The organism is Streptomyces sp. bgisy159 (genome assembly GCF_057707805.1).
Genome location: NZ_JBYIQX010000034.1, coordinates 44,822 through 67,769 on the forward strand (window position 1 = coordinate 44,822; position 22,948 = coordinate 67,769).

The 22,948-nt window shown below is 69.6% G+C and carries 23 protein-coding genes; 7 read left to right on the top strand and 16 right to left on the bottom strand.

Annotation, left to right across the window (positions count from 1 at the left end):
* Window positions 1-48: 48 nt before the first annotated feature.
* The 4 genes from AC3ET3_RS26820 to AC3ET3_RS26835 form a co-directional block, all read right to left on the bottom strand.
* On the bottom strand, window positions 49-459 hold the full coding sequence (locus AC3ET3_RS26820; protein ID WP_432138712.1) for a DUF6113 family protein: 411 nt from the start codon (window positions 457-459) through the stop codon (window positions 49-51).
* Complete coding sequence (mshB, locus tag AC3ET3_RS26825; RefSeq protein ID WP_435613022.1) at window positions 459-1,313, bottom strand: N-acetyl-1-D-myo-inositol-2-amino-2-deoxy-alpha-D-glucopyranoside deacetylase; 855 nt, start codon at window positions 1,311-1,313, stop codon at window positions 459-461. Before mshB ends, AC3ET3_RS26820 begins: the two co-directional genes overlap by 1 nt.
* 370 nt (window positions 1,314-1,683) lie before the next feature.
* Window positions 1,684-1,845 (bottom strand): hypothetical protein, encoded by a 162-nt coding sequence (locus AC3ET3_RS26830; protein ID WP_432138710.1) that lies wholly within the window; start codon window positions 1,843-1,845, stop codon window positions 1,684-1,686.
* Window positions 1,846-1,919: 74 nt separating this feature from the next.
* A complete protein-coding gene (locus AC3ET3_RS26835; protein ID WP_435613023.1) occupies window positions 1,920-2,057 on the bottom strand; it encodes a hypothetical protein in 138 nt (45 codons plus the stop codon).
* Between the two features lie 310 nt (window positions 2,058-2,367).
* Here AC3ET3_RS26835 and AC3ET3_RS26840 point away from each other — a divergent pair, with 310 nt between their 5' ends.
* The 5 genes from AC3ET3_RS26840 to AC3ET3_RS26860 all read left to right on the top strand — a co-directional run bounded on the left by AC3ET3_RS26840 (window position 2,368) and on the right by AC3ET3_RS26860 (window position 7,262).
* The gene (locus AC3ET3_RS26840) at window positions 2,368-2,622 is read left to right on the top strand and encodes a winged helix-turn-helix domain-containing protein (protein WP_432138708.1); all 255 of its coding nucleotides are present in this window, start codon (window positions 2,368-2,370) and stop codon (window positions 2,620-2,622) included.
* A gap of 247 nt (window positions 2,623-2,869) precedes the next feature.
* Complete coding sequence (locus tag AC3ET3_RS26845) at window positions 2,870-3,274, top strand: DUF6507 family protein (protein WP_435613024.1); 405 nt, start codon at window positions 2,870-2,872, stop codon at window positions 3,272-3,274.
* Window positions 3,271-5,283, top strand: coding sequence for a hypothetical protein (locus tag AC3ET3_RS26850; protein WP_435613025.1), 2,013 nt, complete (start codon window positions 3,271-3,273; stop codon window positions 5,281-5,283). Before AC3ET3_RS26845 ends, AC3ET3_RS26850 begins: the two co-directional genes overlap by 4 nt.
* Window positions 5,280-5,645, top strand: coding sequence for a DUF6086 family protein (locus tag AC3ET3_RS26855; protein ID WP_432157687.1), 366 nt, complete (start codon window positions 5,280-5,282; stop codon window positions 5,643-5,645). Before AC3ET3_RS26850 ends, AC3ET3_RS26855 begins: the two co-directional genes overlap by 4 nt.
* A gap of 186 nt (window positions 5,646-5,831) precedes the next feature.
* A complete protein-coding gene (locus tag AC3ET3_RS26860) occupies window positions 5,832-7,262 on the top strand; it encodes a DUF6177 family protein (protein ID WP_435613026.1) in 1,431 nt (476 codons plus the stop codon).
* A gap of 181 nt (window positions 7,263-7,443) precedes the next feature.
* Here AC3ET3_RS26860 and AC3ET3_RS26865 read toward each other — a convergent pair whose 3' ends face one another.
* Complete coding sequence (locus AC3ET3_RS26865) at window positions 7,444-7,638, bottom strand: hypothetical protein (protein ID WP_432138703.1); 195 nt, start codon at window positions 7,636-7,638, stop codon at window positions 7,444-7,446.
* Window positions 7,639-7,826: 188 nt separating this feature from the next.
* Between AC3ET3_RS26865 and AC3ET3_RS26870 the strand changes: the two genes are divergently transcribed.
* Window positions 7,827-9,989: a S9 family peptidase gene (locus AC3ET3_RS26870; protein WP_435613027.1), complete on the top strand. Its 2,163-nt coding sequence runs from the start codon at window positions 7,827-7,829 to the stop codon at window positions 9,987-9,989.
* A 132-nt stretch (window positions 9,990-10,121) separates the two neighbouring features.
* On the opposite strand, the gene AC3ET3_RS26875 is transcribed toward AC3ET3_RS26870, so the two are convergent.
* From AC3ET3_RS26875 to AC3ET3_RS26895, 5 genes are read right to left on the bottom strand one after another with little or no spacing between them, the layout of a single operon-like run.
* On the bottom strand, window positions 10,122-11,192 hold the full coding sequence (locus tag AC3ET3_RS26875) for an ABC transporter ATP-binding protein (protein WP_432138701.1): 1,071 nt from the start codon (window positions 11,190-11,192) through the stop codon (window positions 10,122-10,124).
* Window positions 11,185-12,159: an ABC transporter ATP-binding protein gene (locus AC3ET3_RS26880; RefSeq protein WP_432138700.1), complete on the bottom strand. Its 975-nt coding sequence runs from the start codon at window positions 12,157-12,159 to the stop codon at window positions 11,185-11,187. Before AC3ET3_RS26880 ends, AC3ET3_RS26875 begins: the two co-directional genes overlap by 8 nt.
* A gap of 6 nt (window positions 12,160-12,165) precedes the next feature.
* Window positions 12,166-13,146 (bottom strand): ABC transporter permease, encoded by a 981-nt coding sequence (locus AC3ET3_RS26885; RefSeq protein WP_432138699.1) that lies wholly within the window; start codon window positions 13,144-13,146, stop codon window positions 12,166-12,168.
* The gene (locus tag AC3ET3_RS26890; RefSeq protein WP_432138698.1) at window positions 13,139-14,062 is read right to left on the bottom strand and encodes an ABC transporter permease; all 924 of its coding nucleotides are present in this window, start codon (window positions 14,060-14,062) and stop codon (window positions 13,139-13,141) included. The genes AC3ET3_RS26885 and AC3ET3_RS26890 overlap by 8 nt, the downstream gene beginning before the upstream one ends.
* Window positions 14,063-14,068: 6 nt before the next feature.
* Window positions 14,069-15,706, bottom strand: coding sequence for a peptide ABC transporter substrate-binding protein (locus tag AC3ET3_RS26895; RefSeq protein WP_432138697.1), 1,638 nt, complete (start codon window positions 15,704-15,706; stop codon window positions 14,069-14,071).
* Window positions 15,707-15,941: 235 nt separating this feature from the next.
* On the opposite strand from AC3ET3_RS26895, the gene AC3ET3_RS26900 reads away from it, so the two are divergent.
* Window positions 15,942-16,559 carry an oligopeptide/dipeptide ABC transporter ATP-binding protein gene (locus AC3ET3_RS26900; protein WP_432157706.1) on the top strand — a complete coding sequence of 206 codons (618 nt, stop codon included), beginning with the start codon at window positions 15,942-15,944 and terminating at the stop codon, window positions 16,557-16,559.
* Here AC3ET3_RS26900 and AC3ET3_RS26905 read toward each other — a convergent pair.
* The 6 genes from AC3ET3_RS26905 to AC3ET3_RS26930 form a co-directional block, all read right to left on the bottom strand.
* Window positions 16,511-16,891, bottom strand: coding sequence for a VOC family protein (locus AC3ET3_RS26905; protein ID WP_432138696.1), 381 nt, complete (start codon window positions 16,889-16,891; stop codon window positions 16,511-16,513). The two genes, AC3ET3_RS26900 and AC3ET3_RS26905, sit on opposite strands and share 49 nt — an antisense overlap.
* 77 nt (window positions 16,892-16,968) lie before the next feature.
* Entirely contained in the window at window positions 16,969-18,117 is a 1,149-nt protein-coding gene (locus AC3ET3_RS26910; RefSeq protein ID WP_435613028.1) for an ABC transporter ATP-binding protein, read from the bottom strand.
* Complete coding sequence (locus AC3ET3_RS26915) at window positions 18,110-19,156, bottom strand: ABC transporter ATP-binding protein (protein WP_432138694.1); 1,047 nt, start codon at window positions 19,154-19,156, stop codon at window positions 18,110-18,112. Before AC3ET3_RS26915 ends, AC3ET3_RS26910 begins: the two co-directional genes overlap by 8 nt.
* Before the next feature lie 51 nt (window positions 19,157-19,207).
* Window positions 19,208-20,131, bottom strand: a complete 924-nt coding sequence (locus tag AC3ET3_RS26920) for an ABC transporter permease (protein WP_432138693.1) — start codon at window positions 20,129-20,131, stop codon at window positions 19,208-19,210.
* Between the two features lie 33 nt (window positions 20,132-20,164).
* Window positions 20,165-21,091 carry an ABC transporter permease gene (locus tag AC3ET3_RS26925; RefSeq protein ID WP_432138692.1) on the bottom strand — a complete coding sequence of 309 codons (927 nt, stop codon included), beginning with the start codon at window positions 21,089-21,091 and terminating at the stop codon, window positions 20,165-20,167.
* A 186-nt stretch (window positions 21,092-21,277) separates the two neighbouring features.
* Window positions 21,278-22,930 (bottom strand): peptide ABC transporter substrate-binding protein, encoded by a 1,653-nt coding sequence (locus AC3ET3_RS26930; protein WP_432138691.1) that lies wholly within the window; start codon window positions 22,928-22,930, stop codon window positions 21,278-21,280.
* Window positions 22,931-22,948: the final 18 nt, after the last annotated feature.

Below are 22,948 nucleotides of genomic sequence, written 5' to 3' on the forward strand. Positions count from 1 at the left end.
GGAAACCCACACGGGATACGCACGCCCACGTCCTGGCGAAGTGGTACGTCACTTGCCAAGTCGGACGTCGTCGCCCGGTGGTTGCCGCACCGGGGCAAGGGTGGCGCAGATCACAGCGAGGGCCATGCCGCCGAGCAGGAACAGATAGGAGCCGGCGCCGGCGCCGAAGAGGAAGTCGCCCTCGGGGCGGGACGCGGTGAGCAGCAGGACGGCGATCATCCAGCCGGCGGCGGGCGCGACGGCCCCGGCCCGGCCGGCGAGCGCGCGGGCCCCGCCGAGGAACAGTCCGGCCGAGCCGGCGAGGGCGAGCAGCAGCCCCCCGGGGAACCAGCCGGCCTGGACGAGGGCGCCGGCCGCGCCGGTGACGGCACCGAGCAGGAAGAGGCCCACGCCGGCGGCGAACCGCCCGGCGGAGGGGGCGCGCAGCGGCTGAGCGAGCAGCGATCCGCGCTCTGACATCACGCGACCCCCTGGAACAGGTCGGACTCCGGTCGCTCCGGCCGCTCGCCGCGCACCAGCTCGTAGTACTCGGTGGTGAAGAGGGGCTGGGCGAGCTCGTTGGAGAGCGCGAAGTACGGGGCGTCGGGGGCGACCTCGATCTGCGTGGCGTGCGCGCGCATGGCGGCGGCCTTGGCGGCGGCGTGCGCGGAGCCGTCGATCACGGCGGTGATCCGGTCGTCGTCGACGACGCCGGGTACGTCGGCGACGGCGGCGCTCTTGTCGAAGGGCAGCCCGGGCAGTTCCTCCCCCAGCCGCCGGAAGGCGTCCTCGGCGACCGAGCGCGGGACGCGGTTCCAGTAGACCTTGGGGACGCTCCAGCCCGCCTCGGCGGCCAGTTCCACGGCCCGCATGGCGACGCGGTGGGCCTGGATGTGGTCGGGGTGGCCGTAGCCGCCGTTGTCGTCGTAGGTGATCAGGACCTGGGGCCGGGTCTCCAGGATCACCTGGACGACGTGTCCGGCCGCCTCGTCGAGGTCGGCCTGCCAGAAGCAGGCCGGGTCCTCGTTGTCCGGAAGGCCCATCATGCCCGAGTCGCCGTACCGGCCCGCGCCGCCGAGCAGCCGTACGTCGGTGACGCCCAGTTCCCGCATCGCCGAGGCGAGTTCGCCCCGGCGGAACTGTCCGAGGGCGGCGCCGGTGAGGTGGCGCAGCTCCGGCGGGATGACCTCGCCGCGTTCGCCGAGCGTGCAGGTGACCAGGGTCACCTGGGCGCCCTCGGCGGCGTACCGGGCCATGGTCGCGCCGTTGTTGATCGACTCGTCGTCCGGGTGCGCGTGCACGAGCAGCAGACGCCGGGCGGGGGTTTCCGTCATGGCTCCACCCTACGAGGAGGCGTGCCCCGCGGGCGGCCTGGCCGGGGTGGACTCACACTCCCGGGGCCGCCCGCCCCTCCCGGGCCCGGGGGTACGGAGGGGCGGGCGGTCACCACGGGACCGCTACCGTCCTGCTGGCCCGTCGCCGGTCCGTCGCCGGTCAATCAGGACGGGTTCATCGCACCTCCTCCTGGGGCCTGCGTATGGCAGGAGCACGGGCAGCGGTGGACCAGGATCAGGCCCCGGCCGTGCGGCACGGGAACGTCCTCGGCCCGACGGCACCGGGCGTGCAGTTCCCGCAGGCCGTCGTCCTCCCGGGCGACCACGCACTCGGCCGACAACCGGGACGCGTCCACAGCGCCTCCCGCGTTCACCGCCCCTCACCCCCGCCGTCGACGACGGACGGCAGGAAGGCGAGCACGTCCGGCACCTGCGGGAACCCCGGGGCGCACTCCCGGCAGGCGTACACCGTGAACCCGGGCCCGGAGTTCTGGTGCACCTCGGACACGACGACCGGCGCATCGGTGACCACACCGCAGCGCACACACATCCGGACGGGCGCTCGCCGCTCCCGCGGAGCGGTCCCCGCCCCTTCGCTCCGCTCGCTCACCCGGCCACCGCCGCGAGGTCAGCCCCGAGCCCGGCGGCGAGCCGTCGGCGGCGCAGCCATGCCTGCTCGCGCTCGTGGTCGGCCTGAAGGACGTAGAGACGGACCGGGGCCAGGTCGTACTCGGCGAGAGGCATGTCGTGCCGGTGGGTCGGACGCTGAACGGGGAGCGGCGGAACGGCGGTCCGGGTTACCTCCCGATCAGGGGCAGGAGGTGCCGTTCCTCGCCGACTGCCGGACACAGACGCAACTGTTCCCGCGAGTCGGCGCAAGAGCGCGTGGATAATTCTCACCGTCATCAACCTCCACGGAGTTGCTGGCCACGCCCCCGGACCGCTGCAACGGTCGCGGGGGCACCTTCGCAATGTACCACGGTACGCCATGGGCGCCCTTGGTGCACCACGGCCCGTCAAGGCGGCTACTGGTATGCCACGCCAAGCTGAGGTCATGGCCGAGTACGAGTGGCAGCGCATTGCACGCGCCATCGAAGAAGAGATCCGATCCGGACGCATCCCGCCGGGTGGGGCGCTCTCCAGCATCACGCGGCTGGCTGAGACCTACGGCGTCGCCGACCGGACCGTCCGGCGCGCTCTGCGAGATCTCCGCGAGCGCGGGCTCATCGAGACGCTGCCGCACAAGGGCTCCTACGTCGTCGATTCTCTGCCACACGCCGACCCCTCCGACGGGCAGCCTCCCAACTGACCTGAGCCCTTCCGGCACCTCGCCGGCCCGGTCTCCTGGCCGGTCACCCGAGCCGTCCGCTCCCTCCGTTCCACCACGCCAATCCAGCCAGTCGGCCAAGCCACGCCTGCGAGTTGTCAGTGGTGCACGAGAGAATGTTCGACGACTCACGGGAGGAACAGGCGAGGCCCGTGCGGCTGCCGGAAGGAACGAGAAGGCCGCATACCGCCTCGCCGCACTGACACATGCGGGACTTGGGGGAAGCGGTATGACGGGGTGGGACATAGACGTCGTCGGGGTGTACGGGGTTCTGTCGCAGTCGGGTACGGAGGCGCGGAACCTGTCGGACACGGGGATGGCGATGCAGGGGAACCTGGCGGAGGCGGCTTCGGCGGCGGGGACGATCACCAGTGAGATGGGGCCGTACACAAGTACGGCCGGACTGGTGGGGGCGGCGCTGGGTGAGTTCCTGCAGCGGTGGAGTCTGGATCTGCGGTATGTGGCGGAGCGGACGTCGAAGTCGCTGAACGGGGCGGCGGAGGCCACCGGTTATTACGTGCAGGGTGACGTGGCGATGGCGGCGACGGCGCAGCGGGAGGCGGCGAAGGAGCCGAGGCTGGACCTGCCGGGCGCGGGCGGCACTGCGGGTGTGCGGGCGGGGGCGCGGGAGTGAGCGGTGGGGGCAAGGACCTGATCGATCCGTCGGGGATACCGCACTTCATCGGGGATCTGTCCACGCTGGAGACGGAGGTGATGCTGCTGAGCGCGAACGCGGCCCAGTTCCGTGCCTCCGGCGGGAACATCCATACCCTCTTCCAGGGATTGGCCGCGTTCTACCACGCCCCGGAAGCCTCCGATCTGTTCGCCACGACGGTGCCGGTGAAGGCGAAGACGGACGAGTTCGCGGGGGATCTGGAGCAGGTCGCGCAGGCGCTGGCGGACTACGGTGGCGAGGTGCGGCCGCTGGCCGGGAGGCTGGAGACACTGCGGGGGCAGGCGAGCGCGTTCGTGGCCTCGCTCGCGGGGGACGACGACTGGCACAAGGACCAGGACAAGGTCGACCGCAACAACGAGTTGTGGCGGGAGGTCAACCACACGGTGGCCGCGTTCCAGGCCGCCGAGCTGGCCTGTCACAACCGGATCACCGCGCTGGTCGGCGGCACGGTGTTCACCGTGGACGACGGCTCGCACGGCCCGGCCATGTACGGCTACCGGGCGGAGGATCTCGACCTGGCGGGCGAGACGCCGTGGGGTGCGCCGGCCGAGCGGGAGTACGAGGGCTGGGACTGGCTGAAGCACCACGTCTCGGAATCGTGGAACGGTGTCTGGGAGGACGGTGTACTGGCCACGGTCCACGGGGTGGCGACCCTGTTCGGGCACGACGGCTGGGCGGCGGCCGGGCAGGCGTGGAAGAGCCTGGCCCAGGTCAGCACCGCCTCTGCCCTGACCTCCGCGACCGCCGGCACCTGGTGGCTGGTCCCCGAGGACAAACTGCCCTCCTGGCTGCGGGAGTCGCGTACCGCCTACAAGCAGACGGTCAAGGGCTTCGTCGCCTGGGACACCTGGAAGACCAACCCCTCCCGCGCGGCCGGCACGGTCGGCTTCAACATCCTGACCACGATCGGCGGCGCCGAGGGCGCGGGCGCGGCCGCCTCCGCGGCCGGCAAGACCTCCGCCGGGGCCCGCGCCCTGTCCGTGGCCGGCAAGGTCGGCCGGGCCATCGACCCCATGACCTACGTCGGCAAGGCCGGCGGCTACGCCTTCGTCAAGATCGGCGACACCTTCCGCGTCCTGAAGGACCTCCACACCGGCGCCATCCCCCACCTGGTCGACCAGGCCGACGCGATGCGCTCCCCCAGGGTCCCCGCCGACGCCATCCCGGGCATCGACGCCGCCACCGGGAAGACCATCTACCTCGTCAAGGAAGGCGACCTCCTCAACGCCGACGGCACCATCCACCAGGCCAAGGAGCAAGCCCCGGTCGAGAAGTCGGCCGACGAACGCGCCGCGTCTACGGAGACATCCACTCGCCAACCAGAATTGGTGGGAGGAGGCCGCTGGACCGAAGCCACTGACCATGCCGGGGAAGGCCGGTCTCCTCAGGCGAGCCACGACGTTTCGGGAGGCCGCAGCGACAGGTCTGGCGACCTCGACGGTCCCCATACAGGGTCGGCCAACGGTGTAATTCATGACACCGGATCCGAGCACCCGGCGTCTGGACATGCCGACGCGACGTCCGGGCATGGCGGCCTCGAAGGCGCACATGGAGATGTCCCGCCGAAGGCTGTCCACGAAGTCCCAGGAGGGGACGGCTCCTCGAATCGAGAGCGTGCTCCCCGAGAAGGCGACACCAACTACGTGGTGGACAACCCAAACAACCGGGCGGACACCATCACTGATATTGATCGAATCGAAGACGGAACCTTGTGGGAAGAGAAGACCGCGACGGGGAATGATCCGCGCCTCAATGTGCAGAAGTGGATTGCCAAGCACGTCTTCAAGAAGCTCGATGCCTACGTCAGAGCCCGCCCGTACATGCCAGGATTCGAAGACGCACCGATCGGGCTAAGCTTCATAGAACGAGGAGCCACACCGCAGTTCAGAGCTGCAGTAGAGTCCGGCATAGCTGAGTGGCAGGCAAAGCACCCTGACGTCAAGGTAAAGGTGAGGTGGGCGGAGTGAGCTGTTTCTTTCAGGTGGGCGATGATGACGTATGGAACCCCTCCAATTCCCTAGCCAGAGCGTTCCTGGGACAGGCCGACGCACTGTCTCAGATCATCGGCAGGGACCCGGGACTGGGCGAAATCATCGAAGATGAATGCGAAATCGACCCGGCAGCATTTCCCGAGTTCGTGGATGCCCTGGTCAAGACATATCAGGACTCCAACAACGAGGCACTCAAGGCATTGCTGAAGGGCTTCGTCACGGTGGCGCTGGTACTGGTCGACCGGATGGGCTCCCAAGTCATGTCGATCAACCCCGAATACGCTGACATGTGGGCAACCGAGGCTGAGACGCAGGCGAAGTCCATGCCGTGGGGCTAGGCCCTTACGGCACTCTGGACGTTCTGCGATCAGGAAGACCGATCGGTATCCGATCCTGTGAAGGTACCGCTGAATCGAGCCGGGGAAGATCGACCCCTGAGCCCTGACCCGACCAGCAGACCGTGTGGGCTGGACCCGAATGAACGAACAGATAGAACCCACTTCTGTAGCGACGGAAAGCCACGCATGACAAGCGAGTTCATCGCACTCACCCCGAAGATGCCCGACAGCAAAGCGCTGCTGGCAGCCCTGCACGCCGGCGGTCCGGAGCTGCAACTGACCGCCGCCGAAGAGGGCGCCGTCGTTCACCTGTGCACCGCTGCGGGGCGTCCGCTGGTGTCCGTGGAGGCGCCGGTGCTCGTTCAGGTGCCCGGTGAGGCCCGGCGGCTGCTGGGGGACCGGGTGGCCGTTCCGGAGCTGCCGTTCTGGTGGACCGAGGTGCGGGCCGACACCGCGGTGCCCGAGGCGCGCTCCCTCGCGGAATCCGTGTGCGGGCGTCTGGTGACCTTCCTCGGCGGCACCGTGTGGCCACGAGCGGCGGCCACCACGCGCACGGTGAAGGTCCCGCCGGACACGCCTCAAGAGAGCCCGCAGAGCTCTCAAGAGCACGTGGACGGGACTCCCCGCGTCGACGTCCTGACCGAGTCGACCGCCGTCGTCGTCTCCGACCGCCCGCTCCTCCCCCTCACCACCTGGCTCTCCGGCCTCCTGCGCGACGCGGCCGGGTCGGACCGCGCCCTGCACCTCGTCACCCCGCCGCAGACCCGTCTCACTCTTCCCCTGCGCGCCGCACTGGGCCGGGTCCCCAACCGCTGGGTGGTGCAGGACCCGAACGGCGGCTACTACGACGGCTCGTCCGGGGTCCGGCTGAGCTGGCGGGGCGGCACGTTCGTGCCGGAGGCCGGGGTGGTCGCCGACGCCTTCGCGGCCGGGACCGGGGCCGGGCCGACGAGCGAACGGCAGCTCAACGTCTCGTTCCGTACGGTGCACGCGCCGGACGCCCGGCTCGTGCTCGGGCGGGCCCTGGAGGCCGCCTGGCGTCACCTGACCGGCGCGCCGCCCACCGGTTGGGGTACGGCGGAGCCGGTCAACCTGCCCTGGTCGACCGGTCAGTTGACCGACCTGGCGCGCGACCGGGCCCCCGCGGCCACCCACCTCGTCGCCGTCGGCTCCCCCGACCGCCCGGCCGTCGCCACCCAGCGCATCACCCGCACCACGGCGGGCGTCGCCGAGGAGGTCAGCCTCACGATCGGTTACGAGCGGCCCGACGACGTCCCCCTGGACGCCCTGGAGCCCCTCGCCGCGAGCCTCGTCGCGGAGCACGGACTGACCACCATGCTGGCCACCGTCCGCGCGGCCCGCGCCGACCTCACCGTCCCCGCGCACCTCGAAGTGCCGCCGGTGCCGGTCTCGTTGACGCTCGGCCCGCGAGACGTGCGCAAGGCCGGCCTCGCCCACGCCAGTCGGCCGCCCGTCCGGGTGCCACCGCGTCGGCTCGGCCCGGCCGCCGAACCCGCACTCCACTACCCTCTCGGCGACGGCACCGACCCCGGGGCCTGGACGGCGCTCCAGAGCCTCGACGCGCATCTGCGGAACGGCTCCGGCGGGCGCCGGTGACGGGTGCGGGCGCGGCAAGCCCCGTGCGGGCCGTGGAGGCCCTCCGGATCGCCGTCGGCCGCCCCCGGAGGAAGCCCGGCGTTGCGACGGCCGACGGGGCCCTCAGGGCCCTTGACGGTGGCGTTCCGAGCGGGACCCCGGCTGCCCGGCCCGGTCAGGGCAGGCGCGGCGCCGGACCTGCTCAGAACTTGATGCTGCTGATCATGCTCGCCACACTCGTCGTCAGATCACTGATCGTCGGAGCCATCGTCGACGAGGCCAGATAGAAGCCGAGCAGCATGCAGACGACCGCATGCCCGCCCTTCAGGCCTGACTTCTTGATCAACAAGAAGACGATGATCGCCAGCAGCACCACCGCCGAAATCGAGAGTGCCACGGCGGCTCACCTCCAAGAACCCGGGTACATGGGGGATGACAGAGCGGGTGAAGTTGTAAATCCATACAGCAGCCAGCAGGTTCATACCCACACAGCGCTAGTGATCATAACTATGAGTGCGCGCGCATCGGTCGGCGCACGGACGCGCAAGGGGGCGCATGGCCAATCATGGCCAATAGGGTCGGGGCATGACGACCGAGCCAGAGTCAGAGTCCCCGTCGGAGACCTACTCGTTCCCCCGACTGCACGCCCGCACCCAGCGGTTCACCCTCGGCGCGCCGCGTTCGTTCACCGTCGCCCCCGACGGCTCCCGTGTCGTGTTCCTGCGCTCCGGCTCCGGCACGGACCGCGCGGGCGCGCTGTGGGTCCTGGATCCGGCGGACGGCTCCGAGCGCCTCGCCGCGGACCCGTACGCCCTGCTGGGCGGAGCGACGGAGAACCTGTCGCCGCAGGAGCGGGCGCGCCGCGAGCGCAGCCGGGAGGGCGGCGCGGGGATCGTCGGGTACGCCGCCGACGACGCCGTGGAGCTGGTCTCCTTCACCTTGTCGGGGCGGCTGTTCACGGCCCGGCCGGCGTCCGGGGAGGTGCGGGAACTGCGGGTTCCGGGGCCGGTGATCGACCCGCGGCCGTCACCCGACGGCGGGTGTGTCGCCTATGTCGCCGGGGGTGCCCTGCGGGTGGTTGGGGCCGACGGGGAGGGCGACCGGGTGCTCGCCGCACCTGACAGTGAGTCGGTTTCCTATGGAATCGCCGAGTTCATCGCGGCCGAGGAGATGGGGCGGTCCAGGGGCTTCTGGTGGTCCCCGGCGTCCGACCGGCTGCTGGTGGCGCGCGTGGACGACACGCCGGTGCGGCGCTGGTGGATCTCGGATCCGGCCCATCCCGAACGTGACCCACAACACGTTCCCTACCCGGCGGCCGGCACACCCAACGCGGCGGTCCGGCTGTTCCTCTTCGGCCTCGACGGGGAGCGCACGGAGGTCGTGTGGGACCGGGAGCGGTACCCGTATCTGGCGCGAGTGCACTGGTCAGCGGCGGGTGCGCCGCTGCTGCTCGTACAGGCGCGCGACCAGCGGAGCCAGCTGTTTCTGGCCGTGGACACGACCTCCGGGACGACCCGGATGGTGCATGCCGAAGAAGATCCGATTTGGCTGGATCTTTTCGCCGGAGTGCCGTGCTGGAGCCCGTCGGGGCAGCTGGTGCGGGTCGCCGACGAAGGGGGTGCGCGGGTCCTGGTGGTGGGTGAACGTCCCCTCACGGGTGCGCAGTTGCACATTCGTGCGGTGCTTGACGTCTCCGCCGACGACGTCCTCGTGTCCGCCTCGGCGGGGCAGGACGCGGCGCGGCCGGAGATCGGCGAAGTGCACGTGTACCGGGTCAACGAGCTGGGGGTCGAACGCGTCTCCGAGGAGCCCGGCGTCCACTCGGCGGTGCGCTCGGGCGCGGTGACGGTGCTGGTGTCGGCGACGCTCGACCGGCCGGGCAGCCGGGTGCGGGTGCTGCGGGACGGGAAACCGGTGGCGACCGTGGCGTCCCATGCGTCGAATCCCGGCCTCACCCCGCGGGTCACGCTCACCGAGGGGGGCGCACGCCGCATCCCGTGCGCCCTGCTTATGCCTGCGGACTACCCCCGTGACACCTCCCGGGGTGACACCCCCCTGCCGGTCCTGCTGGACCCCTACGGCGGTCCGCACGGCCCGCGCGTGCTGGCCGCCCACAACGCCCATCTGACCTCGCAGTGGTTCGCCGACCAGGGCTTCGCGGTGCTGGTCGCCGACGGGCGCGGCACCCCCGGCCGCTCCCCGGCCTGGGAGAAGGGCGTCCACCACGACTTCACCGTCTCCCTGGACGACCAGGTCGAGGCGCTGCACGCGCTGGCCGAGCGCTACCCGCTGGACCTGTCCCGGGTGGCGATCCGGGGCTGGTCGTACGGCGGCTGGCTGGCGGGGCTGGCCGTGCTGCGCCGCCCGGACGTCTTCCGCGCGGGCATCGCGGGCGCGCCGGTCACCGACTGGCGGCTGTACGACACCCACTACACCGAGCGGTACCTGGGCGACCCGGTCGAGCAGGCGGCGGCGTACGCGAAGAGCTCGCTGGTGACCGACGAGGGGCTGTCCGAGCCGGCCGAGCCGCACCGGCCGCTGATGATCGTGCACGGCCTGGCCGACGACAACGTGGTGGTCGCGCACGCCCTCAGGCTGTCCTCGGCGCTGCTGGCGGCGGGCCGGCCGCACGAGGTGCTGCCGCTGTCCGGCGTCACGCACATGACCCCGCAGGAGCAGGTCGCCGAGAACCTGCTGCTGCTCCAGGTGGACTTCCTCAAGCGGGCGCTGGGTCTGCCGCGGACGTGACAGACGGCACAAATGCGCACGAAGTGCGTTAACACGGAGGCAACTTGGCGGAAGCGGTACCGATATACGGACGCGCGACGCTGAGCAGCGTACGGCCGTGCGGGTGCCGTAAGCGAGCCGGGGTGCGCCATGTCACCCCGGCTCGTTCCCGTCGTCCTCCGGGGTGTTCGTCTGCGCCTCGGGCGGGACCACCCGCTTCTCCTCGGCGAAGTGGCACGCCGAGTCGTGCGCCGCGGGCCCGGACGCGCCCTGGAAGGCCTCCGGGACCGCGAGCAGCGGCACCTCCACGGCGCACCGCTCGCGCGCCTTCCAGCAGCGGGTGCGGAAGCGGCAGCCGGAGGGGATGTTCGTCGGGGACGGCACGTCGCCCGCGAGCAGGATGCGCTCGCGGTACTCGCGGGCCTCCGGGTCGGGCACCGGGACCGCCGACAGCAGCGCCTGGGTGTAGGGGTGCGTCGGGTGGTCGTAGATCTCCCGGTCGGTGCCGGTCTCGACGATGCGGCCCAGGTACATGACGCCGACCCGGTCGGAGATGTGCCGCACGATGGACAGGTCGTGGGCGATGAAGATGTACGAGAGGTCGAGGTCCTTCTGGAGCCGGTCCATCAGGTTGATGACCTGTGCCTGGACGGAGACGTCCAGGGCGGAGACCGGCTCGTCGGCGACGATCACCTCGGGGTTGAGGGCCAGGCCGCGGGCGATGCCGATGCGCTGGCGCTGACCGCCGGAGAACTGGTGCGGGTAGCGGTTGATGTACTCCGGGTTGAGGCCCACCACGTCCAGCAGTTCCCGGACGCGCTTGCGGCGGTCGCCCTTGGGCGCCACCTCCGGGTGGATCTCGTACGGCTCACCGATGATGTCGCCGACCGTCATGCGCGGGTTCAGCGAGGTGTACGGGTCCTGGAACACCATCTGGATGTTGCGGCGGACCGCCTTCAGGGCGCGCCCGGACAGCCGGGTGATGTCCTCGCCCTTGTAGCGGATCCGGCCCGCCGTGGGACGTTCCAGGTGGACGAGCATCTTGGCGACGGTGGACTTGCCGCAGCCGGATTCGCCGACGATGCCGAGGGTCTCGCCCTTGCCGAGGGCGAAGTCCACGCCGTCGACGGCCCTGACCGCGCCGACCTGCTTCTTGAAGAGGATGCCCCGGGTCAGCGGGTAGTGCTTGACGAGCCCGCTGACCTCCAGGATCGGCTCAGTCATTCATGCACTCCCTCCAGAAGTGGCAGGCGCTGCCCCGGGTCTCGGAGACCTCGTACAGCGGGGGTACGTCGGTGACGCAGACGTCCTGGGCCATCGGGCAACGGGGGTGGAAGGGGCAGCCCGGCGGGATGTGCATGAGGTTGGGCGGCAGGCCCTGGATGGCGTACAGCTCCTGGCCCTTCTGGTCCAGGCGCGGGATGGACTCCAGCAGGCCGCGGGTGTACGGGTGGGCGGGGGCCTTGTAGATGTCGTGCACGGGGGCGGACTCGACGATCTTCCCGGCGTACATCACCGCGATCTTGTCGGCGACGTCGGCGACCACGCCGAGGTCGTGGGTGATGAGGATCAGGCCCATGTTGTACTCGCGCTGCAGCTCGGCGAGCAGGTCCATGACCTGGGCCTGGACCGTCACGTCGAGCGCGGTCGTCGGCTCGTCGGCGATGATGAGCGCCGGTTCCAGGGCCAGCGCCATGGCGATCATGATGCGCTGGCGCATACCGCCGGAGAACTGGTGCGGGTACTGCCTCACCCGCTCCTTGGCGGCCGGGATGCGCACCCGGTCCATCAGCTCGACGGCCTGGGCGCGGGCGTCCTTCCTGGACATCCCCCGGTGCACCACGAACATCTCGCCGAGCTGGTCGCCCACCGACAGCACCGGGTTCAGCGACGACAGGGCGTCCTGGAAGATCATCGCCATCTCGGCGCCGCGCACCCGGCGGCGTTCCTCCTCCTTGAGCCGCAGCAGGTCGCGGCCCTGGAACAGCACCTCCCCGCCGGCGATGCGCCCCGGAGGCGTGTCGAGGATGCCCATGACGGCCTGCGCGGTCACCGACTTCCCCGACCCCGACTCGCCGAGCACCGCCAGGGTCTCCCCCGCGTCCACGCTGTAGCTGACCCCGTTGACGGCCTTGGCGACACCGTCCCGGGTCTTGAACTCCACGAACAGGTCCCGCACTTCGAGCAGCACGGCCCGTCACCTCAGCTTCGGGTCGAGGGCGTCGCGGACCGCGTCGCCGAGCATGATGAAGGACAGGACGGTGATGGCGAGGGCGCCGGAGGGCCACAGCAGGGCGTGGGGGGCGTTGCGGACGTAGGGGGACGCGGCGGAGATGTCGATGCCCCAGGAGACGCTGGGGGGTTTGAGGCCGACGCCGAGGAAGGACAGGGTGGCCTCCAGGGCGATGTAGGTGCCCAGGGCGATGGTGGCGACCACGATGACCGGGGCGACGGCGTTGGGCGCGATGTGGCGCAGCAGCATGCGGGAGTTGGAGGCGCCGAGGGCGCGGGCGGCGTGGACGTAGTCGTTCTGCTTGGCGGTGATGACGGAGCCGCGCGCGATGCGGGCGATCTGCGGCCAGCCGAGCAGCACGATGAACCCGATGACGGGCCAGATGGTGTTGCTGGTGACCACCGAGAGCAGGACCAGGCCGCCGAGGACGACGGGGATCGCGAAGAAGACGTCGGTGAGGCGGGAGAGGACCGAGTCCCAGGAGCCGCCGAAGAACCCGGCGAGCGCGCCGAGGACGCTGCCCAGGAGCGCGACGCCGAGGGTGGCGAGGACGCCGACCGCGACGGACGTACGGGCGCCGTAGACGGTGCGGGTGTAGACGTCGCAGCCCTGTCCGTCGAAGCCGAACGGGTGGCCGGGCTGCGAGCCCTCCTGGGCTCGGGCGAGGTCGCATCTGAGGGGGCTGCCGGAGGCGATCGCCGAGGGCCACAGGGAGATGAAGATCAGGAAGAGGATGATCAGGCCGGCGATGATGAAGACGGGGTTGCGGCGCAGGTCGCGCCAGGCGTCGGACCACAGGCTGCGCGGCTTGGCCTGCGGTCCGGTGCCCTCGGGCCCGCCCGGCGTCCGCTCCAGGGTGGTCGCCTCGTCGACGCCCAGGTCCATCGTGCCTCCCATGCCGGTGCCGGCGATCGCCCCCTCCTGGTCGTACGGCTGCTCAGGCATAGCGGATCCTCGGGTCGAGTACGGCGTACAGGAGGTCGACGACGAGGTTGGCCACCAGGAAGACCAGCACCAGGACGGTCACGAAGCCGACGACGGTCTGGGTGTTCTGGCGCAGGATGCCCTGGTAGAGCTGGTAGCCCACACCGTGGATGTTGAAGATCCGCTCGGTGACGATCGCACCGCCCATGAGGAAGCCGATGTCGGCGCCGATGAAGGTGACGACGGGGATCAGGGAGTTGCGCAGCAGGTGTTTGACGATCACTCTTCGGCGCGGCAGCCCCTTGGCGACGGCCGTGCGCACGTAGTCGGAGCGCCGGTTCTCCGCGATGGAGGTGCGGGTCAGCCGGGTCACGTACGCCAGTGACACGGAGGCCAGGACGAGGCCGGGCAGGATGAGTTCGTCGAAGGGCGCCTCGGAGGAGACCGAGGGACTGATCCAGCCCCACTTGACGCCGAGGAGGAGCTGCAGGAGCAGGCCGGTGACGAAGGTGGGGACGGAGATGACGACGAGGGTGAGGACCAGGACGCCGGTGTCGACGGGCCGGCCCCGGCGCAGGCCGGTGACGACGCCCAGGGTGATGCCGATGACGATCTCGAAGAGGATCGCCACGAGGGTCAGCCGGATGGTGACGGGGAACGCCGTCGACATCAGCTCGGTGACCTCCTGGCCGTTGAAGGCCGTACCGAAGTCACCGGTGAAGACGTTCCCCATGTAGGTCAGGTATTGCTGCCAGACCGGCTTGTCGAGGCCGAACTCCTTGCGCAGCTGGGCGGCGGTGGCAGGGTCGCACCGCCGCTCGCCGCACAGCCCCGCGACGGGGTCGCCCATCACGTTCACCATCAGGAAGATGAGCAGCGTGGCCCCGATGAACACCGGGATCATCTGGATCAGCCGCCGGACGACATAGCGCCCCATGACCGGTCAGCTCACCTTGATCTCGTTGTAGACCGGGACGGAGAACGGGTTGAGCTTGACGTTCGACAGCCGCTGCGAGTAGCCGGCCGAGCCGTTCTGGTACCAGAGCGGGATGGCCGCCATGTTGTCGCGTACGACCTCCTCGGCCTGCTGGAAGAGGTCGACCGCCTTGCCCTGGTCGGTCTCGGCGTTGGCCTGGTCGACGAGCTGGTCGAACTGCTTGTTGCTCCACTGGCCGTCGTTGGAGGAGGCGTTGGTGTAGTAGAGCGGCTGGAGGAAGTTCTGGATCAGCGGGTAGTCCATCTGCCAGCCGGCGCGGAACGGTCCGTTCATCTTGCGCTGGGTGATCTGGTTGCGGAAGTCGGCGAAGGTGCCGACGGGGTTGCCGACGCAGGCCTTGGTGTTGCCGAGCGCGTTGTTGATCGAGTTGCAGACGGCGTTGACCCACTGCCCGTGCGAGCCGGTGTCCGCGTTGTAGGAGATGGTGACCTGGCCGCCGGGCAGGCCGCCGCCCTCCTGGATGAGCTTCTTCGCCTCCTCGGGGTCGTAGTCGCACAGGTCGCCGCACAGCTCGGGGTCGAAGCCGCCGTCCTCGCCGAGTACCGGTGAGGTCCAGTCCTGGGCGGGGGTGCGGGTGTTCTGGAAGATCGTCTCGGTGATCTGCTTGCGGTTGATCGCCCTGGACAGGCCCTGGCGGACCTTCTGCGCGCCGGAGGTGTCCCAGTCCTTGTCGTAGAACGGGAACGCCAGGGTCTGGATGATGCCGGCCGGGGTGTTGAGGTAGCGGTCGCCGAGGTCGTTCTTGGCGTTCTTCAGCTGGGCGGCCGGCACGTCGTCGACGAGGTCGAGGTTGCCGGCGAGCAGGTCGGTGTAGGCGGTGTTGTTGTCGGTGTAGACCTTCAGGTCCACCCCGCCGTTCTGCGCCTTGTCGTCGCCGGGGTAGTCGTCCCACTTGCGCAGGGACATCTGGGAGCCCTTGGAGTACGACTGGATGGTGTACGGGCCGTTGCCGACGGGCTTGTCCAGCCAGGCCGCGTGGTCGTCGAAGAAGGCCTGCGGCAGCGGTGAGAAGGCGGCGTAGCCGAGGGTGTCGGGGAAGGTGGAGAACTTCTGGCTGAGCTTGACCGTGAAGGTGCGGTCGCCGGTGACCTTCAGACCGGAGAGGGTGTCGGCGGTCTGGGCGCTGCCGTCCTCGGGGTGGACCTTGTCGTAGCCCTCGATGTAGCCGAAGAAGTAGGCGTTCTTCTGGTTGTTCTTCAGGCTGGCACCGTAGTTCCAGGCGTCGACGAACGACTTGGCGGTGACCGCCTCGCCGTTGCTGAAGGTCCAGCCGTCCTTGACGGTGATGTCGAAGGTCTGCGAGTCGGAGGTCTCGATCTTCTCGGCGAGCATGTCCTTGGCCTCGCCGGTCTCGGGGTCGTAGCGCTTCAGGCCCCGGAAGACCATGTCGAGGACCTTGCCGCCCTGCACCTCGTTGGTGTTGGCCGGCTCCAGCGGGTTCTGCGGGTCGCCCCACGAGGAGGAGAGCACCGCGCCGCTGTCGCCGCTGCCACTGCCGCTGTCGCTCCCGCCTCCGCAGGCCGTCGCCGCCAGGACCACCGCCGCCGCGCTCGCGGCCCACTTGGCGTGCGTGGCTCCACGCATGGGATGCCTCCTCTTGACTGCCCGTTACCGTTATCGGCCAATATCGCCACATAACCGGAGCAGCGCACATCAAGCGCCCCCGTACGCGGGACGGACCACCCGTTCGCACCCCCGGGCCGCCGCCGGGGCGTGGCCAGGGGCGCGTCACCGGACTGGACCAATGACCGGTCGACTCCCCCTGGAGAATGGCGTCTTCGCAGGCCAAGACGGGTACGGAGACCGTTGACGGGGTCGGCTGCCGCTCCTGGAGCACGTGGGCCTGCCGGCCGCCCGTGCGGTGGCGTACCCGCACGAGCCGTCCGGCGGGCAGCGCCAGCGCGTCGTCATCGCGGGCGCGCTGGTCCTGGAGCCGGAACTCCTCGTCGCGGACGAGCCGGTGGCCTCCCTGGACGCCTCGGTGCGGGGCGAGATCCTGGCGCTGCTGCTGCGGCTGCGCACCGAGCCGGGACTCGCCGCGCTGGTGGTCACCCACGACCTCGGGCTGGCGTGGAACGTGGCCGACCGGGTCGCGGTGATGTACCTGGGCCGCATCGTCGAGACGGGCACGGTGGAGGAGGTCCTCACGGCACCCCGCCACCCCTACACCCGGGCGCTGCTGTCCGTGCTCCCGGAGGCCCCGGGCGAGCCGGTCGTCCTCACCGGCGAGCCCCCGGACCCGTCCCGCGTCCCCACCGGCTGCCGCTTCCGGCCGCGGTGCCCGGTGCTGGCGAGCGGCGAGGCGGAACGGGCCGGGGTGGCCGAACGGTGCCGGACGGTCGACCCCGGGGTGCTGGGCGGCGGCGCCGGAACCCAGGTGGCCTGTCACTACGCGGCCACCAACTCCACCTCGAACCCGTCCGAGTTGACGAGATAGGCGGCGTAGTGGCCGGGCCCGCCCGCGTACGGGTACCGGTCGGCGAACAGCGGCCGCCAGCCGTGCCCGGGGGCGGCCCCGGCCAGCGCGTCCACGTCGGTGCGGGAACCGGCGTGGAAGGCGAGGTGGTTGAGGCCGGGCCGGAGCCGGTCGTGGTCCGCCGCGGTCATCGCCGGGGACTCCTCGACGACGACGTACGTCTCCCCCGCCCGCCAGCTGCGCCCCCGTTCCCACTCCTGGTACGGCAGCCAGCCCAGCCGGCCGAACAGCCAGCCCCACTCGCGCACGGCCCGGGACAGGTCGGGAACCCACAGCTCCACGTGGTGCAACACCGGTACTCCTCACGAAAACGCCGGTTCCCGGCACCTGGACAGGTGCCGGGAACCGGAAGGATGCCGTACGGGAGCCGTCAGGCGACGTGCACGACGTCCTTCTCCTCGGCGAAGTGGCACGCCGACTCGTGCGCCGCCGGGCTGTCCGAGCCCTTGAAACGCTCGGGCACCGCCAGCAGCGGAACCTCCTCGGCGCACTTGTCCTGCGCCTTCCAGCACCGGGTGCGGAAGCGACAGCCGGACGGCGGGTTGGCCGGGGAGGGCACGTCACCGGTGAGGATGATGCGCTCGCGGTGGTCGCGGGCCTCCGGGTCGGGCACCGGGACCGCCGACAGCAGCGCCTGGGTGTAGGGGTGCGTCGGGTGGTCGTAGATCTGCTCGTCGGTGCCGATCTCGGCCATCTTGCCGAGGTACATCACGCCCACGCGGTCCGAGATGTGCCGGACGATCGACAGGTCGTGCGCGATGAAGATGTAGGACAGGTTGAACTCGTCCTGCAGCCGCTCCATCAGGTTGATGACCTGCGCCTGGACGGAGACGTCCAGCGCCGAGACCGGCTCGTCGCAGATGATGATCTCGGGGTTGAGGGCCAGGCCGCGGGCGATGCCGATGCGCTGGCGCTGACCGCCGGAGAACTGGTGCGGGTAGCGGTTGATGTACTCCGGGTTGAGGCCCACCACGTCCAGCAGCTCCTGGACGCGCTTGCGGCGGTCGCCCTTGGGCGCCACCTCCGGGTGGATCTCGTACGGCTCACCGATGATGTCGCCGACCGTCATGCGCGGGTTCAGCGAGGTGTACGGGTCCTGGAACACCATCTGGATGTTGCGGCGGACCGCCTTCAGGGCGCGCCCGGACAGCCGGGTGATGTCCTGGCCCTTGTAGAAGACCTCGCCGGCGGTGGCCCGCTCCAGGTTCATCAGCAGCTTGGCGACGGTGGACTTGCCGCAGCCGGACTCGCCGACGATGCCGAGGGTCTCGCCCTGGTGCAGGTCGAAGGAGATCCCGTCGACGGCCTTGACCGCGCCGATCTGCCTTTTGAACAGGATGCCCTGGGTCAGCGGGAAGTGCTTGACCAGGTTGCGCACCTGCAGGATCGGTTCCCCTCGCCCGACGGGTGCGTCGACGGCCGCAGCCGCCTGGTCCTCGCCGCGCGCCTTCACCGCTTCCACGTCGGAGACGTTCGGCGTGGCGTCCTGCTGCTCCTCGTTCTTGCCGAGCTCAGCCATGGATCGTCTCCTTCCAGAAGTGGCACGCGGAACCGCGCCCCACCAGTTCCGAACCGTCCCGCTCGGTGACCGGGACCAGCGCCGGCACCTCGGTGCGGCAGATGTCCTGCGCCCGGCCGCAGCGCGGGTTGAAGGCGCAACCGGCGGGGATCTGCTGCAGGTTGGGCGGCAGGCCCTTGATCGCGTAGAGCTCCTGGCCCTTCTGGTCCAGGCGCGGGATCGAGTCCAGCAGGCCCTGGGTGTAGGGGTGCGCGGGCCGCTTGTACAGCTCGTGCACGGGCGCGGTCTCGACGATCCGGCCGGCGTACATCACCGCGATCTTGTCGGCGACGTCGGCGACCACGCCGAGGTCGTGGGTGATGAGGATCAGGCCCATGTTGTACTCGCGCTGCAGCTCGGCGAGCAGGTCCATGACCTGGGCCTGGACCGTCACGTCGAGCGCGGTCGTCGGCTCGTCGGCGATGATCAGTTCCGGCTCCAGGGCCAGCGCCATGGCGATCATGATGCGCTGGCGCATACCGCCGGAGAACTGGTGCGGGTAGTCGCCGACGCGCTGCTTGGCGGCCGGGATGCGCACCCGGTCCATCAGCTCGATGGCCTTGGCCTTGGCGTCCTTCTTGGACATGCCCTGGTGGGCCCGGAACATCTCGCCGAGCTGGTAGCCGACGGAGAGCACCGGGTTCAGGGAGGACAGCGCGTCCTGGAAGATCATCGCCATCTTGGCGCCCCGCAGCTTGCGCCGCTCGCTCTCCGGGAGCTTCAGGATGTCCTGGCCCTGGAAGAGGATCTCGCCCTTGGATATGCGTCCGGGCGGGCTGTCCAGGATGCCCATGACGGCTTGCGCGGTGACGGACTTGCCGGAGCCCGACTCGCCCAGCACGGCGAGCGTCTCGCCCGCCTTGACGCTGTAGTTGACGCCGTTGACCGCCTTGGTCACCGCGTCACGGATCTGGAACTCCACGTGCAGGTCGCGGACTTCGAGAAGCGGCGCGGACCCGTCCGCCCCCGCGTTCGTGGGGACCGTTTCCAGGCTGGTCATGCCATCACCTTCGTCTTGCTTGCTCAGGGGGGTACGACTCATGGCTGCGGATCACCGGAGCTTGGGGTCGAGCGCGTCACGCAGGCCGTTGCCGAGCAGGATGAAGCCCAGCGCGGTGATGACGATCGCGATGCTCGGGTAGGTCCACATGAAGTCCTTGACTCCCATGAACCCGCGGCCGGCGGAGATCATGTTGCCCCACTCGGCGACCTCCGGGTCCACGCCGACGCCCAGGTAGGACAGCGACGCCTCCGCGACGATCGCGATACCGACGTTGCTGGTGCCGTACACCAGCACCGAGGTCAGCGAGTTGGGCAGGACGTGCTTGCGGATGATCCGGCCCTGGCCGGCGCCGAGCGCCTTGGCCGCGTGGACGTAGTCCATCTCACGCACCGACAGGATCTGGCTGCGCAGCAGTCGGGCGTAGGTGGCCCAGGAGAAGATGCCGAGCGAGAGCACCACCGGGAGCACGCCGCGGCCCATCAGCAGGATGATGACGATGGCGCCGATCAGCAGCGGGAAGGCGAAGAAGATGTCGGCGGCGCGCATGATCACGGTGTCCACCCAGCGGCCGAAGTAGCCGGCGAGGGCACCGAAGAGGATGCCGATGCTCAGGGCGACGAGGATCGAGGCGAGGCCGACGATCACGGCGATGCGGCTGCCGTAGATCAGGCGGGAGAGCTGGTCCCGGCCGAGCGCGTCGGTGCCGATCCAGTGCTCCCCGCCCGGGGACTGCAGGGTCGCGTTGAGGTCCTGCTCAAGGGGGTCGAACGGGGCGAGCAGCGGCGCGAATATGGCGACCAGGATGAGCAGGACGATGATGCCCAGGCCGAGCACGGCGAGCTTGTTCTGCACGAAGCGGTGCCGGATGTCGGACCACTGGCTGACCCGGGCGACGCTGGGTTCGGCGTCGTCGGCGGTCGCGACGGGGTCGGCCGTCGTCGGCTCTTTCGCGCCCGTGGCGAGTTCGGTCATGGTGTGACTCCTAGATGGGGGCGACCCTGCGGGTCAGGCAAGGCGGATTCGCGGGTCGAGAGCGGCGTACAGCAGGTCGACGACCAGGTTCAGCACGACGAAGACCGCCACGCTGATGGTCACCACGCCCACGATGATGGGGTTGTTGTTCTGCTGGATCGCCTGGATCAGAGCGAGACCGATGCCGTTCCAGTTGAAGATCGTCTCCGTGATGATGGCGCCGCCGAGCAGGGCACCGAAGGAGATTCCCAGGTAGGTCACCACAGGGATGACCGAGTTGCGCAGAATGTGGCGGAACAGGACGTTCCGGCGGGCGAGTCCCTTCGCAACGGCCGTCTTGACGTAGTCGGCGCGCAGCACTTCGAGCATCGTGCTGCGGGCGAGCTGTGCGACGAGTGCGGCGTCGATGATCGCCAGCGTCACGGCGGGCAGCACGATCGAGTTGAAGCTGTCGTCGGCGATGAGCGGGAACCAGCCCAGCTCGATGACGAAGATGCGCTGCATGATCATGCCGAGCACGATGGACGGGACGCCGATCGCGAGTGTGGTGACGAAGGTCGCCGACACGTCCCAGATCGAGTATCTGCGCAGCGCCGCCAGCACACCGACCGAGATGCCGATGATGACGTCCAGCGCGATCGCCGCGATGGCCAGCTTCGCGGTGTTGCCCAGCTTCGGAGCGAGGATCTCCGTGACCGGACGGCCCTGTGTGTAGTCCGTTCCCAGGTCGCCCGTCGCGAGCTTGCCCACGTAGTTGCCGTACTGGACGATCAGCGGGTCGTCGAGCCCGTACTGCTTGTGCAGTTGCTCGATGACAGCCGGATCACGCGCCTTGTCGCTGCCCGCGATCTGCCCGACGGGGTCACCCGGGAGCACGAACAGGCAGGCGAACAGGATCATCGTCGCACCGAGCACGACGACGACCAACTGGCCCAGCCTGCGGACCACATACCTTCCCATGACTTGCCTCTCTGCCTCGCTGCCGTTTTCCGAGCAGCTCCCTCCCCCCAAGGTTGGTGGGGCGGTAGGGGTAGGGGGCGGGAGGGTGGGTCGCACCGCTCCCGACGGTCGTCGAGGGCCGTGGCATCCGAGCGCTCTCGGTACCCACGGCCCCCGTCTCCAGACACCGCGTCACGCGGCGCCCGGTTACTTCAGGCTGATCTCGGCGAGGTTCGGGTCCTCATGGAAGTCCATCTTGATGTCGGCGAACTTCTTGGTGTTGGCGAGACGCAGCTGGGTGCGGTTCCACAGCGGGATCAGCGCCAGGTCGTCCATGGCGATCTTCTCGGCCTGCTTGTACAGGTCGTTGCGGCCGGCCTCGCTCTCGGTGGCGCGGGCCTTGGCGAGCAGGGCGTCGAACTGCTTGTTGCTGTAGCGGCCGCGGTTGTCACCGGTGACCTTGCCGTTCTCGTCCTTGTTGATGGACGCGGTGGCCAGCAGCGGGAACAGGAAGTTGTCCGGCGTCGGGTAGTCCGCACCCCAGGCGAAGCGGTACATGCCGGAGGCGTTCGGCTTCTGCTGGTCGGCGAGCAGCTCGGCGAACGGCTTGCCCGTGAGCTTCACGTTCAGGCCGAGGACCTTCTCGATCTGCTGCTTGACGGCCTGCACCCACTCCTCGTGGCCGGCGCCCGTGTTGTAGCCGAACTCGATCGTGGTGCCGGGCTTGAGGCCGGCCTCACTGGCGAGCTGCTTGGCCTTGGCCGGGTCCGACTTGACGCAGGAGGTGCACAGGTCCTTCTGGTACACGGAGGCGAAGGCGGGCGGCAGGATCGTCGTGGACTTGCTCTGCATGCCCTGGAAGACGCCCTTGATGATGGCGTCGCGGTCGATCGCGTAGGAGACGGCCTCGCGGGCCTTCTTGTCCTTCAGCGGACCGTTGTCGGTGATCGGGAGGATGTAGTTCATCCCGTTCGTGTCCTCGTCGATCCACTCGCCCTGCGGCTCGTACTTGGCCTTGGCGGCCGGGAGCTGCGGGGTGGGCATGCGGGCCCAGTCGTAGGTGCCCGCCTCGAAGCCCTGGTACTCCAGCGTGACGCCGTTGTTGGAGTTCAGGATGTCGATGTCGACCTTGTCGAGCTTCGCCTTGGTCAGACCGTAGTCGTCGTTACGGACGAGGACGATCTTCTTGTTGTGCTCCCACTTGCCCTGCATCTTGAAGGGGCCGTTGCCGATGGGGGCCTCGTTGAACGCCTTGTTCTTGGCGTCGCCGGCGACCTTCGGGACCGGGCTGAAGACCGTGTGGGTGGTCTTGACGTAGAACTCGAAGTCCGGCTCGGAGAGCTTGACCTGAAGGGTGTTCTCGTCCGGGGCGCTCAGGCCGGACATGGTCGTGGCCTTGCCCGACTGGACGTCCGCGAAGCCCTGGATGCCGGCCATGTGGTAGGCCACGTCGGACGCGGCGGTCTTCGCCGCGACGCGGTTCCAGCCGCGGATGAACGCCTCGGCGTTCACCGGCTCACCGTTCGTGAACTTGGTGCCCGGCTTGATCTTGAAGGTCCAGGTCTTGCCGTCCGCGCTGACCTCCTTGGAGGTGGCCAGAGCCGGGTTGACCTTGCCGTCGGCGGTCGGCAGGTACAGACCCGTGAAGAGGTTGGTCGTAACCAGGATCCCCTCGGATTCCTGGGCGTTGTACGGGTCGATGGCGACCGGCTCGGTGATACCCATCCTGAAGGTGCCACCGGCCTTGCCCGAGCCGCCGCTGTTGCCCTTGCTGTCGTCGTCACTGCCACCACAGGCAGTCGCGGCGAGAGCAATGACTATCGCCCCCGCGACCCACTTGGCGCTCCTGGCACCGCGCATGGGTTCCTCCTCAAGAGT